This window comes from Bifidobacterium sp. C0047B3, from assembly GCF_056590535.1.
Map to the genome: position 1 here is coordinate 219,413 of NZ_JBWPWH010000001.1, position 14,255 is coordinate 233,667.

Here is a 14,255-nt window from a genome sequence, read left to right on the forward strand (position 1 = left end):
CGCAAGCGAGGTCTGCGCGCGTCTTAAAGACGCGTGCAGGGTGTTCTTGTTGGTTTGTTTTTGGTTTTTGTTTTGTGTTTTACCAAGCCCGAAATTATAAGAATTTCGGGCTTTTTAAAAGTGCCGAGCTTGCTTATGGTTGAAAGCACGGTGTGCTTTCAGCGCAAGCGAGGTCTGCCTTCGTCAGTAGAGACGAAGGCAGGGCAGGTTTGTGTGGTAGTTCATTAGTAATTCTGCTGTGTTTGGTGTGCGCTGACGACCTGCCTGAGCGCTGCGTTCCAAGCGTTTTCTACGATTTTTGCAGCTTACTAAAATGTCGAAAATACCAAATCGTTTGGTGGAATAAACAAAACGCAAGCCAAAACTGTCGAAAATACATAATCGCAAGATGTTTTCGACATTTTCTATTGACTGCAAAAATATTTAACGCGTGTATCGATTCGCTAGCAGCGCGATTGTAAAGTTTCTGCCGTTTTTTCGCGCGTAGCCGACTTTTTCTTTACACCGCTGTAAAGTTTTGGTCGGAATCTGGCTGGGAAGCGGCATAAACTGCGCGCGGTTGTAAAGTTTCTGCCGGATTGAGGTGCGCAAACGGCTTTTTCTTTACACGTGCGTAAAGTTTCTGCCGTTTTTTCGCGCGTAGGCGACCGTTTCTTTACACCGCTGTAAAGTTTTGGTCGTTTTTTGTTACTGGTGCAGATGGTTGACTGCGTGCGCGACGACCTGCTTGAGCGCAGCGATTTAGCGCGCGAAAGCAACTCGGAGTGCCGAGCTTGCTCAGGGTTGAAAGCACTGTGTGCTTTCAACGCAAGCGAGGTCTGCCTTCGTCTCGATTGACGAAGGCAGGGCAGGTTCGTGTGGTAGTTCATTAGTAATTCTGCTGTGATTGGTGTGCGCTGACGACCTGCTTGAGCGCAGCGATTTAGCGCGCGAAAGCAACTCGGAGTGCCGAGCTTGCTTAGGGTTGAAAGCACTGTGTGCTTTCAACGCAAGCTCAGTCGAATGGAGATTAGCCATGAGGACAGCGCCCCGCTCTTGCTTGCCGTGGCGCGAGTTTTGGGGGATTTCTCTCCTCGCAAGTTCCCGTCCTTCGTCGCTTTGGCTGTTAGAGGTTTTGCTGTCTGCTTTGTTCTTAAGGAATGTTGCTTCCTCAGTCCTCTTTTATTGCTCGTAGAGAAATCCCCCAAACTCTGCGTGCTAACCATTAATAACCTCGTTTTATCGCAGAGATTTTTCGATTTTTCTTCTTCGCTTGGCGAATCAGCAGCCTGCGGCTCTGACGTTCGCCGCGCTCAGTGCAAAAAATCTCAAATCTCTACCACACGAATATTTGTGCCACTCAAGCAATTCCTATCTCACACTCGTAAATTCACCCACCGTTGTTTTGTGATGTGGTAGATGCGTCTGGTGTGGCTTGTGCAGCAGTGCTAATGCTAGCGTTCTCTAGGCAATAAGCAATCACCGTTAGAAGAAGCACTATTGCAAAGCTACAGGAATATTTGCAGGAGATTCTCCGGCAAATGTAGCAGATGTTACTTATCTTCTTCGCGGCAGCTTTCGCATAAGCCGAATACTTCTAGCGTATGATCCACAACAGTGTACCCGTGAGATTCAGCTACTTTATGAATCCAGCCCTCATCGTCAGGCGGCTCAATGTCGACTGTTTTCCCGCAACGTTCGCACACTAAATGATGGTGATGAGTATTTTCATCGCAAATACGGAATAATTGCTGTCCCTTAAAACGCACGGTATCTACTTTGCCGCTTTGAGTTAAAGAATTAAGTTGACGATACACTGTTGCTAAGCCAACAATCTCCCCGTCTTTGGCGAGTATTCTGTGCAAATCTTGTGCAGAAACAAAATTACGAGACTCGCGTAAGTAGGAGAGTACTATTTCCTTTTGTTTTGTATGTCTATGCATAGGCTCACTAGACATTTCGCATCCTTTCGTCGTTTTTAGTCTAGTTCGTCATCCCAGCAGCCTGTTGCATCCAATGCAGCTGCTGCTTCAACAGGATTATCGCATAGCACAGTAATATGACCCATTTTGCGATTCTTACGAACTTCAGCTTTTCCATAATCGTGTATATGCCATTCTGGATGTTCCAAAATCAGCGAACGCGTAGGAGCTACATGTTGTCCAAGAACATTTACCATAACAGCAGGAGAAAGTAGCTTAGGCTTCTTTAAAGGCCATCCAACAATACCGCGAATATGCGCTTCGAATTGATCCATATCGCAAGCTTCAATCGTATAATGCCCAGAATTGTGAGGACGAGGAGCAAGCTCGTTTACTACTACGCGATTATCTTTAGTGATGAAAAGCTCAATTCCTAACGTTCCTGCCAGCTCGAATCCTTTAGCTAAGCGCAAAGCTAATTCGTGAGCTGTTTTTTCAACTTCAGGATTAACTACTGCAGGAGCTAAAGTCATGTGCAAAATACTATTGTGATGCACGTTTTTTACTAGAGGATAAGTTACGAAATCCTTGCCATTTCCGGAAACCAGAATCGACGCTTCGAAAGCAAAATCGACGAAACCTTCGAGAATCGAAGGAGGGAATTTTCCGCCGCGATCCGCACGATGGTGAATATTGGCAACGTCTTCTTCTGTGCGCAAAACATCTTGACCGTGACCGTCGTAGCCGCCGCGACGAGTTTTAAGAATTGCCGGCAAGCCTATTTCGTCAATAGCGTCATCTAAATCGTCTAAATTATTTACTTCACGCCATGGAGCTGTTTCGATTTCATGACTATTGATAAACGTTTTTTCGCTTACGCGATCTTGAGTTACGCGTAACAAGTCAGTTCCTTGAGGAATTGCTGTTAAATGACGAACTTTATCAAGTGCATCTGCGTTAACATTTTCAAATTCGTAAGTTAATACATCGCAACGCTCTGCAAGCTCACGCAAGCCTTCAGGATCGTCATAATTAGCTTCAACTTGTAAATCTGCTACTTGGAATACAGGGCAGTCAAGCGTTGGATCGAGAACACCAATACGAAAACCCATATGGCGAGCTGCAATAGCCATCATGCGCCCCAACTGACCGCCGCCAATAATTCCAATAGTGGCTCCTGGCATTAAACGTTCAACAGCGCCATTAGTGACTTCAGATAAGGTTGGCATTTGATTCCTCGACTTTTTCTTTTAGATCATTGCGATATTCTGCTAGTTCTTCAGCAAGACGATTATCAGTTGTGCTTAAAATGCTTACAGCAAGCAATCCAGCATTTGTTGCTCCAGAGTTTCCGACTGCAGTAGTTGCAACAGGAATACCTCCTGGCATTTGTACTATTGAAAGCAATGAATCCCAGCCCGATAGCGCATGCGAGCGCACTGGCACGCCAATAACAGGAAGCGTGGTTTGTGCCGCAATCATGCCAGGCAAGTGGGCAGCTCCGCCGGCTCCAGCAATAATAATTTTGAAACCGTTTGAGCGAGCATTATGCGCAAAATCTGCCATTAATTCTGGTGTGCGATGTGCGGAAATAACTCGTTTCATATACGGAACTTGGAATTTATCTAGAATTTCACAAGCATGACGCATGGTTTCCCAATCACTTGAGGATCCCATTACGACAGCGACGGTTGGCTTTACTTCTGACACGATGAACCTCCCTGACGTGCACTTGTTACTTTACGCAACACTAGGGAGAACTCGCCGAAGTTTATCTAAAACTTAACAAATTATTTGTTCGCTTCGCTACTTTTTGGGCGCAAAGATTTCACCATTTCTAGTATTTGTTTAGGATTAGCTTCCGGCAAATAAGCGTGAGTTACAGCTAGTGAAATCTGAGCTAATTTTGCAGAATCCATATAGCAAACATATACGGAACTTGCGGATGGTTGGAATTTTTTCTTGAAGAAATATAGTGATTTGAATCCATAAGCTGGTTCCAAAATGTCAGACATCATTTCTAGTGCATGATTAATAACATTAGAAGATTTTTGACCATTTTCGTTTAACGTGTCTTCGTTTATGCCAGCTAGAGGTGCGGCAGAAAGGCTCATAAATTCTACAGCGCAATCTGGGTTTTCTAATCCTTCATCTCTTAAACGTTCTGCCATTCTAGCAATTAATAATTCCATAATCCCATTAGGACTATCTGTGCGGTGACGCATAAAATCAAGCGTCCAACCAATAATTCGATTATTCCTATACGTTGGCATCCAGCTAGTTACTCCAAGTACCCTGCCGTCTTCATTAATAGCGTATAAAATTTTGACGCGGCTATCTTGAAGTTCGTCAAGTCCGCCGAGAGTAAATTTCATTTCTGGAAGAGCTTTTAACTCTGCCCATTCTTCTGAAATTTCTACAATTTGTTGCTGTATGTCCCAAGAGGCTTCGTTATATGTTGTAAGTACGTCGGCAATTCCATCTCGTTTTGCTTTGTTTATAGCTGTGCGAATATCTTGCCATTTTTTACCTCGAGTCTGCCAAACATTAGGGTCTACTAGCATGTCTGTTCCGACTTTAATAGAAGTAAATCCAAGTTTTTCTAGTTCTTGACGCGTTTTATCGTGAACAGCATAGAATGCTGGAGACCACGAATTTTGTTCGCATAATTTAATAAATCCTCGAATATCTTGCGAATACTCTTTTTCATCTCCAAAAGGCTCTGTAAGAGTAAGCGCAATGCCGTAACTTAATCTATATGCTATTGCAGATTGTCCGCTTTGAGAGAACCAATAATGGTTATTCGCCCAAGTTGTCATAAAGCTCATTGTGTTTCCGCCAAGTTCTACTAATGAGCTTGCTTTTCTTCTATCGTTTTCGCTTGTAGAGATGCTACTACGGAACCATGTAAAGCATACAATAAACAATATTGCCCAGAATATAACGCCAACGCTTTGCGCTAGTAAAGAAGATAGAGGCGTTTCAGTGCGAAGCATTGCGTTAGATCTGTTTCCAAATCCCATAGGCATCCAGCGCCCTGGTAAATCTCGCAATAAGTGATAAATATCAGCAGATGGAGTAAAGTCTTCAGGTATCGTAAGACCAAAAATAACATACCCGGCGCCAGTTATGTACAATGCCATAAAAATTGCCATTAGTCCCAAACGCGCTTGTAGTTTGCTTGTATGAACAGAAAAATGCTTTAAATTAATTATCAACAAAATAGTAAGCAATAATGGTGGGAGAGCTGTAAGCATAAAAGCAACAGCGACAGCATTGTGTTGATGTTCCAAAATATTTTGTTTTGTTGCAATTAAAGGCAAAACAGTGAAATACATTCCTGCATACAGTACAGTTAGTGCGTTTATAAATATAGAAGTTAATGCAGCTAGTCTACGTCCTCGTAACATTCCCCACGCAACAATCATCAATGTGATGCTTGGTAATAGAATGCGAATCCACAATCCTCCAATAGCAGCGTGATGTAGACCTGAATGAAGGAAACAATTATTTGTGCTGTAATTTGTCATGCATCGCGTAAGCCATGTTTTAGAGCCTAGTTGCGGTGACATAAACAAGCCAAGATTAGTAAGAATTCCTGCGTGAGAGCGCGAAGATAATGCCAACACTGGACCTAATGCAATAATGCTTTGAGCTACTGCAAAAAGTCTACGAATTTCGTAATCTGTACCTTCCCACCAGTTTACATTTCGTTTGACGCCTTTTGTTTTGCTCATAATATTGCCAATAATGTGCCCTGTAAGGGCTGCAATAATAGCGCAATAATCTCCTGGATTTCCACTATAAAGAAGCATTGCTGAAGTAATAGCATATCCAATTACTAAAGTTCTTCTGCGCCACAAAATAGATTCGTAAGATGCAGAAGCCATAAAAGCGCCAATAAACAGTGTGAATGGAGATAGTCGAATAGGAATTTTGGTAATCCAATGCATGTTTCGAATAATGATTGAAAGATTACCTATGATTGTCAGTCCTACAATCATGCCAACTATTGTGCAAAATATTGAAATATAAATAATATTAAGTTTGCTTATACGAGTTTCTGCAACGCCAATAATTACTGCAACAAGTAAGCAATTAACCATAAGAGATGGCATATTATTTACGAAAATAAGCGAATGGCATATTTTTATCAGCAGCTCTGTGACGTTTCCGTGACCGAAGAATAAGCTTGGACCTTTAGAGCGATGATGCCGCATAAATAATTGTGCAAGAGTAGCGCTTGTGCCATAAGTGTAAAAATGCATAAGCGTTAACACAATCCAATATGTGCAATTTATAATAATAAAAATGCACGTAAGAGTTAATGCGAAAACTTTATGTTGCATCCAGATTATGAAGTCGTGCATCAATATTTTTGCATGACGAATTATTGAATGTTTAGAGTTAGAATCATTTTTCTTACAGCGTTTATGAAAGAAAGACAGCATCATATTAGTCTCGATTCACTTGCTGGTTGACAAGAATTTGTACATTTTGGTAGGTATTAAGTTTTGGTGCAGTGCTTGAAATACCTGTCTTTTTGCAGAATTGATCAATTGTTATTTTTAATCCGGCTTTTACTGTGTGCCAATCATGACCAGTTCCTTGAGAAAGCATGGTTATAACGTTCATTCCAGCGCGATGTGCGCTTAGCGCGATAGTTGCTTGATTTGCTTGAGATTTAGTATCCCATGAGCCTGCAATAGCGTAATAATTTTGTTTCAAAGGAGCATTTTTACGCATTATCGTACTAGGCACGTGTCTATTGTATTCTGATGCGTTTCCATTGAAATAACGATTTATTGTTTCTTGGCGATTATTATATGTTGGCGCTAGTTCGCCTCCGGCGGAAAAAATGCTGCCAAATATATCAGGGTGAGATGGAACTAGTTGCGTTGAGCAAGTTCCTCCTTGTGAGAAGCCTCCCATAAGCCACATTTTAGGATCTTTGCTTACTGGTAAATGTTTGTGTATCCATTTAGGAACATCATCAGTTAAATATGTTTCTGCTTTTCCGAACACATGAGTATCTGCGCACAGAGAATTATGTGAAGAGTCGCCATTTTGGTCAGGAGCTACAACAATAGGTGCAAGACCGTAGTGATCTTTTGCGTAATTGTCTAAAGTGTTTGCAATATCGCTTGCTGCAAAAAAGTGATTAGGGCTACCAGGTTGTCCTGCAAACATGACCATAACTGGTAGTTTTGGCGAATCTTTAACAAGTGCAGCAGGTGGCAGGTATACGTTTGCTATTCTGGCATTGAAATGTGAAGCAGTATTAGGGATATAAACTGAACGGACAATACCTTTTTTAGGAAGTTTTGGCAGTTTGTGTTGTGTTGCTAATTCTCGCCACTGCTTAATAGTAAGTGATGCAGATTTTTGCCTATTAGCTTCTAATTTTGGAAAACCGCCCATTCCAAATATTGAACCTATTGTCGTGTATTCTCCATAAATCATGTCTACTTGAAGAGCTGTGCTTAGTAATGTCAAAATAATAGCTATTACTGCAACTAGTTTCCTCCATTTGTGTAAGAAAACGAGTGCTGTTACTGCAAAACCTATAAGTCCAAAGCCGCATGCAATAGAAAAAATAACGAGCCATCCAAGACTTACTCCGAATACAAGAAACACGTCGGAAATAAGCCAAGCAATTATTCCACCGACAAAAAATGTTATTACACCTATTGCAAGCTGTATTAGTAAGTGGAACATTTTCTTGCCGCGTTTTGTTTTCATAAAAAGCAACAAGACTAAAGAAATACCATTTACACTAAAAAGGCTTATTGGTAGCCATCCTTGCAAAAGACTCACTTTTGCCAGTTGCAGCATGTTTGACTCCTATACTTCCTAGTCTAATTGCGTATCAGTTACTAATCTAAGCGACATATACGCACAGTACTTGCCCAACCTAGTAATGTAATGCTAGTATCTGAAATTTTCCTCAATATTTGTTTTATCTTTTATTATTTATTCTATTTAAATAATAAATATCGGAACATATATTGTAATCAGTCCTAAGTATTAGAATCTCTATTTTTTGTTTAAATGCATTGTTAAAAAGTTATGACGATAGCAATAAGTAAACTTGCACAGTATTAGTAACATTTAGTATGCGTGTGATTTATTGAGGATAGTATGAAGTCATTTTTGCGCTTGAAAGTTCCGTATTGGCTGTATGCATTTCTTTTCTTTGTTGTTGATGTCGTGTCGGTAATTATTGTACAAATGGGTGTGCAGCGCGCTGGAAGAGTTGAGATGACTTCTGCAATGTCTGGTGGACGTTGGGGATTAATAACTAAAACTTGGAGAGAACTTAATTTTGTTATTGTTCTTAGCGTGCTAGTTGTTGCAATTATATACGGTTTAATTCTTTTGATTAGTAACCGATTTTGGATATCAAGCGCAATAATTCTAAGTATTTCATTGCTTATTGCTGTTATTGAATATATGAAAGTAAATGTTCGTTATGAAACTATTCTTCCTGCGGACTTAAACTTTTTAAAAAGTAACACTGGTAATATTGCTTCATTTTTGCCAGATAATGCTCCTATGGTAATTGGTGTTGCTTTAGGCGTTTTTATTCTTCTTTTAGTTGCAACTGTTTGCTTGCACATATTTGATACAAATCATGGAAAGATTGTTCGATTTAAAGATTGGCGTTATTCTGTTGGCATTCGTGTTGCGATTGCGTTGATTTTAATAGGGAATTTAAGCTGGTATATTAGCGGCGTTGGCACAGTTGATTCTTCGGCTAATGTTTTTTCTAAAATGCTTGGTGACAATCCTGCTATGTGGGATTCTGTTTATGACGCTCAACGCAACGGTGCTATTGTGGCATTTTTGCGTAATGTAAATCCTAAAATTATGGATAAGCCTGCTGATTACAGTGAAGAAACTATGAAGGCTGTATACAAGCGTTATAACGATGAAGCTAAACGTATAAATCGTTCTCGTACAACAAATATGAACGATAATACTTTTATTCTTATTTTGTCTGAATCCTTCTCTGATCCTACACGTGTTCCTGGTTTGAAGTTGAACAAGAATCCAATGCCATTTATTAGCAATTTGAAGAAGCATACGGATAGTGGTTTGATGCTTTCTTCTGGTTACGGTGGCGGTACTGCAAACCTAGAGTACATGTCTTTAACTGGTTTAAGCATGGCTAATTTTGATCCTTCAATGACTAGCCCGTATCAGCAGTTGGTTCCTAATGCTCAATGGTCTCCAACTATTAATCAATATTGGGATGATTCTAGTAATTCTATTAAGTCTATAGCTTTCCATCCGTATGAGCCGAGCATGTATTTGCGCGCTACTAATTACAAAAAGTTTGGCTTTAGTAAGTTCTACGCATTGCAAGGACCTGATGTTATTGCTCACCGTGATGTGATAGATAAATCACCGTATGTTTCTGACGCATCAGCATATAAGAGTGCGTTAGAAAAGATTAAAGAACATAAGCAACCTAGGTTCGTACAAATTGTTACTATGCAAAACCACATGCCTTATAGGGATTGGTATGCGAATAATGAATTTGAAGCGTCTTCTAAAGATGGTGCTGCTGATCTTGGTGATGATGAAAAAACTTCTATTGAAACGTACGCTAAGGGTGTGCAACACACTGATGAGGCGACACAAGAGTTTTTGAATAGTTTAGATAAGCTAAATAAGCCTATTACTGTTATGTTTTATGGTGACCATTTGCCAGGAATTTACGGCACTGCAAGTTCGGATGAAAAGAATTCATTGTCTTTGCATTTGACTGATTATTTTATTTGGTCAAATAAAGTTGCTTTGGAACGTAAAGAGCGTAGTGAGAAAAAATCTTCAAACAAAAATGTAGAGAATTCTAATACAAATAAAGATGTAGATCGTACTAATAAGTATTCTTCTCCTAACTTCTTTATTTCTCAAGCTGCTCTACATATGAACGCTAAAGTTTCTCCGTATCTTGCTTTCTTAACTCGTTTGCATGAGCATGTGAGTGCCATGGAGCCTCCTGTTGTAAATACTATTCAAGGATGGGATAGAATTCCTGAAGGACAATCAATTTATTTGGATAACGATGGTAATCCTATGATTTTGTCTAAGATGGATAAGAAGTCACGTCAACTTCTTCACGACTATCGCTTAATACAATACGACATTACTGCTGGAAAGCATTATTTGCGTAATACTGATTTTCTGAAATTACCGCGCTAAAAGCTAGTTTGATAATTAAAATGCCCCTCGTTTATATTTGATACATATTATGTTTCAAATAGCGAGGGGCTTATTGATTTGCAATTTGTCAATTAAAACTAATTTTAATTAACAAACTATTTTAAAGCTTTTTCTGCGATATCATGCCTAAAGAACATGTGCGGAAGATTGAGCTTATCTAATATGCTGTAAACGTTGTTTTGAGCGTCTTTTACGTCGTCTCCATGCACTTGCACAAGAGCTACTCTGCCTGAAGAAGTAAGAAGTTTTCCGCTTTCTTCATCGTTTTTTACTCCTGCATAATACACGTGCTGACCTTGATTTTCGTCAACAGGAATTTGAGGAAGTTGAGTTCCAGTAACTAAAGTGCCAGGGTAGCCTTCGCTAGCAATGATTACGCCGAGCGTAACACCGCTATTTTTCCAAGTAAAAGTAGGATTTTTATGCTGCAAAATATTCCATATAGCTGCACCAAAATCTGAAGTAAGGCGAGGAAGTACAACTTCTGTTTCTGGGTCTCCAAAACGAGCATTAAACTCAATAACTTTAGGACCTGTTGCTGTATCAATTAAGCCAGCATAAAGCACACCGGTAAAAGGCGTACCTTCTTTAGCTAGTCCTTCAACAGTCGGTCGCACAATTTCGTCGATAGCGCGCCCAACTGTTTCGTCGCTAATTTGTGGAACAGGGCTATAAGCTCCCATGCCGCCAGTATTTGGCCCTTTATCGCCGTCATAAGCACGCTTGTGATCTTGAGAAATAGGCATAACCCAAAAATCAGTTCCGCTTACGAAACTCATAAGCGAAAACTCTTGACCTTGCAAAAATTCTTCAATAACAACTTTTGCTCCAGCTTGACCAAAACGGTGATCGACAAAAATGTCTTCCAAAGCTTCAACTGCTGTTTGCTCATCCATAGCAACAGTAACGCCTTTTCCAGCAGCCAAACCGTCCGCTTTAATAACAATTGGAGCACCATGCTCAATAACGTATGCGCGTGCCGGTTCCAAAGCGTCAAATGTTTTGTAGGAGGCAGTTGGAACGTTGTGACGAGCCATAAGCTTTTTTGCGAAATCTTTAGAGCCTTCAATTTGAGCTGCGGCTTTGTTTGGACCAAAAGCTGGGATTCCTTGAGATTCAAAATCGTCAACAATGCCATTCATAAGTGGAACTTCAGGACCAATGAACGCAAAATCGTAGTTATTTTCTTTAACGAACTTAATAAGAGCGTCATGATCTGATTGACTTATGTTTACAGTTTGAATTCCATCTGCTGCAATACCAGGATTTCCAGGAGCAACAGTTACTTCTTCAACGCTTTCTCCTTTAAGTAGCGCGTGTGCAATAGCGTGTTCGCGAGCGCCAGAACCAACTACTAAAACTTTCATTTTTAATCCTTTATTGCTTTAAGATTTTGCTATCTACTGTTTTGCAGCTTTATATTTTTCGGTTTTGCGGTTTTGCAGCTTACAACAACTCAACTGCAGCGTTTTCGCGCTTAGCCATTTTGCCAATAATATAAGCTGTTTCGTTATGCTCGTTTAGTATGCGCATTGCCTCGTTTGCTTTGCTTTCATCAACTGCCAAAACCATGCCAATGCCCATATTAAAAACGTTGAACATTTCAGCGTGAGCAACTTTTCCAGCTTTTTCAATAACATCAAAAATAGGTGGAATGCTCCAGCTTGAAGTGTCAATTTTTGCAGATAAATCGTCTGCGTACATGCGCGGAACATTTTCAATAAATCCGCCGCCTGTAATATGAGCAACTCCCTTAATAAGATGCTCAGCAAAAAGTGGCTTCAAAGCTTTTACGTAGATTCGAGTAGGTTCAAGAAGAACTTCTCCAAGTGTTTTGCCATTAAGCTCATCCAAATTCGTATCTACGCTAAAACCTGCTTCTTCAAACAAAGCTTTGCGAACAAGAGAGAATCCGTTTGAATGAACTCCTGAAGAAGGAAGTCCAATAAGCACGTCGCCGGCAGTAATAGTGGATCCGTCAACAATATTCGAACGTTCTGCAACGCCTACTGCAAAACCTGCAAGATCGTACTCGTCTTCGTCATACATTCCAGGCATTTCTGCAGTTTCTCCGCCAATTAAACCTGCTTCTGATTGCACGCAACCATCTGCAACGCCTGAAACTACTTGCTCAAGTATTTCAGGATTGTTTTTTCCGCACGCAATGTAATCGAGGAAGAAAAGCGGCTCGGCACCTTGAGCTGCAATATCGTTTACGCACATTGCAACGCAATCAATGCCAATAGTGTCATGCTTATTCATCATTTTTGCAATCACAAGCTTGGTTCCAACGCCATCCGTGCCAGAAATCAGCACTGGCTCTTTGTAACCAAGAGATGCCAAATCAAATAAGCCGCCAAATCCGCCAATGCCACCTACAACGCCTGGGCGCTTTGTGCGATTTACATGAGATTTAATACGACGTACTACTTCGTATCCTGCTTCTACGCTTACGCCAGCTTCTTCATATGCGTGTGGCATATTTGTTCCTTTCGTAACAATGTTATAAGTATTTTCTTAAGTTTTATTTATAAATTGCAATGAACAATTAAATTATTAAGTTATATAAGATTTTCGTGCGAATATTTACTGTGCTTCCTTACTTCTTGCAAATGTTCGCGTTCTTCAGGAGTAAGTGAAGCCAAGAATTCTTCGCCGTAATCGTCTAGTGCAGTAGGGTAGTCGCCATTAAAGTAAGCAACGCACAAACCGCCATAAGGCGCAGGCTTTTTTAATCCAATCGACTCGACTAATCCATCTAAAGACAAAAATGCTAAGGAATCAGCATCGATATACTCGCGAATTTCTTCGACTGAATGCTTTGCTGCAATAAGTTCCTTCGTGGTTTGAATATCGATACCGTAGAAGCAAGGATATTTAAGCGGAGGAGAAGAAATACGCATATGTACTTCTTTAGCACCAGCTTCTCGAAGCAATTGCACAATGCGCTTAGAAGTAGTTCCGCGAACAATCGAATCGTCAATAACGATAACTCGCTTTCCTGCAACCACTCCGCGAACAGCAGAAAGTTTCATACGAACGCCTTGCTCGCGTAATTCTTGAGTTGGTTGAATAAAAGTGCGTGCAACATACTGGTTTTTAATCAATCCCATTTCGTTTGGAATTCCGCTTGTTTCAGCGTATCCTGCAGCAGCAGAAAGTGAAGAATTAGGCACTCCAATAACCATATCTGCTTCAACAGGAGATTCTTTAGCTAAACGCGCACCCATGCGCTTTCGTACAGAATGAACATTAATACCATAAATATTAGAATCTGGACGAGCGAAATAAATAAATTCCATTGAGCATACTGCATGCTGCACGTGCTTTGTATATTGCTCAATAGTGTAGCCATCGTCATTAATAACAATGATTTCTCCAGGCTCAATATCACGAATGAACTCTGCTCGCACAATATCAAGCGCACAAGTTTCAGAAGCAAGCACGTATGCGCCGTTCTTCATGCGACCAAGCGAAAGAGGGCGGAAACCATTTGGATCAGTTGCTCCAATTAGTGCATCTTGAGTAAGCAATAAGTAAGCAAAACCGCCATGAACAGTTTGTAAAGCTTCTTTTAGGCGATCCATAAAAGAAGCTTTACTGGAGTGGCGAATCAAATGCATCAATATTTCAGTATCAGAATTTGAGTGGAATATTGAGCCTTTATCTTCCAAGGAATTACGTAGGCTAGTGCAATTCGTCAAATTTCCGTTATGTGCAAGAGCTACGTCTCCATCGTGGAAACGGAATAGGAAAGGCTGAATGTTATCAACGCTTCCAGAACCTGCAGTAGCATATCGAACGTGACCGATAGCCCGGTTTCCAGTAAGACGATCCATAACTTGTTCATTGCTAAATACTTGAGTTAGCAATCCCAATCCGCGATACCCATGCAGTTTGCCATTGTCGTTAGATACAATGCCGGCACCTTCTTGTCCTCGATGCTGTAGCGCATGAAGTCCAAAATATGTCAGCCTTGCTGCATCTTGATGACCCCACACACCAAATACGCCGCATTCTTCGTGAATATCTTCAAGTTCTGCAGACATTCATACCCCCTAATAATCGATGATTGTAGTCGTCGAATTTGTAGTTATTTTGATACAAGTTTTGCAACTGTAA

Annotated in this window: 9 protein-coding genes; 1 reads left to right on the plus strand and 8 read right to left on the minus strand. The window is 40.6% G+C overall.

All coding sequences use genetic code 11. The features are described from left to right. Positions 1–1,532: 1,532 nt before the first annotated feature. From AC1EKT_RS00705 to AC1EKT_RS00725, 5 genes are all read right to left on the minus strand, one after another. Entirely contained in the window at positions 1,533–1,937 is a 405-nt protein-coding gene (locus tag AC1EKT_RS00705; RefSeq protein WP_415683795.1) for a Fur family transcriptional regulator, read from the minus strand. A gap of 20 nt (positions 1,938–1,957) precedes the next feature. Further along, positions 1,958–3,130, minus strand: a complete 1,173-nt coding sequence (gene purK / locus AC1EKT_RS00710) for a 5-(carboxyamino)imidazole ribonucleotide synthase (protein WP_415683796.1) — start codon at positions 3,128–3,130, stop codon at positions 1,958–1,960. Further along, positions 3,114–3,578, minus strand: coding sequence for a 5-(carboxyamino)imidazole ribonucleotide mutase (purE, locus tag AC1EKT_RS00715; protein WP_391496477.1), 465 nt, complete (start codon positions 3,576–3,578; stop codon positions 3,114–3,116). Before purE ends, purK begins: the two co-directional genes overlap by 17 nt. Positions 3,579–3,691: 113 nt before the next feature. Next, positions 3,692–6,355, minus strand: coding sequence for a bifunctional lysylphosphatidylglycerol flippase/synthetase MprF (locus AC1EKT_RS00720; RefSeq protein WP_481615880.1), 2,664 nt, complete (start codon positions 6,353–6,355; stop codon positions 3,692–3,694). Position 6,356: 1 nt separating this feature from the next. After that, positions 6,357–7,736, minus strand: coding sequence for an alpha/beta hydrolase (locus tag AC1EKT_RS00725; protein ID WP_415687973.1), 1,380 nt, complete (start codon positions 7,734–7,736; stop codon positions 6,357–6,359). A gap of 306 nt (positions 7,737–8,042) precedes the next feature. Between AC1EKT_RS00725 and AC1EKT_RS00730 the strand changes: the two genes are divergently transcribed. Further along, positions 8,043–10,112: an LTA synthase family protein gene (locus AC1EKT_RS00730; protein ID WP_421789731.1), complete on the plus strand. Its 2,070-nt coding sequence runs from the start codon at positions 8,043–8,045 to the stop codon at positions 10,110–10,112. 116 nt (positions 10,113–10,228) lie between these two features. Here AC1EKT_RS00730 and purD read toward each other — a convergent pair whose 3' ends face one another. From purD to purF, 3 genes are all read right to left on the minus strand, one after another. Then, complete coding sequence (purD, locus tag AC1EKT_RS00735) at positions 10,229–11,500, minus strand: phosphoribosylamine--glycine ligase (protein WP_421785172.1); 1,272 nt, start codon at positions 11,498–11,500, stop codon at positions 10,229–10,231. Between the two features lie 79 nt (positions 11,501–11,579). Continuing rightward, positions 11,580–12,614 carry a phosphoribosylformylglycinamidine cyclo-ligase gene (gene purM / locus AC1EKT_RS00740; protein ID WP_415683801.1) on the minus strand — a complete coding sequence of 345 codons (1,035 nt, stop codon included), beginning with the start codon at positions 12,612–12,614 and terminating at the stop codon, positions 11,580–11,582. Between the two features lie 80 nt (positions 12,615–12,694). After that, entirely contained in the window at positions 12,695–14,182 is a 1,488-nt protein-coding gene (gene purF / locus AC1EKT_RS00745) for an amidophosphoribosyltransferase (RefSeq protein ID WP_415687976.1), read from the minus strand. Positions 14,183–14,255: the final 73 nt, after the last annotated feature.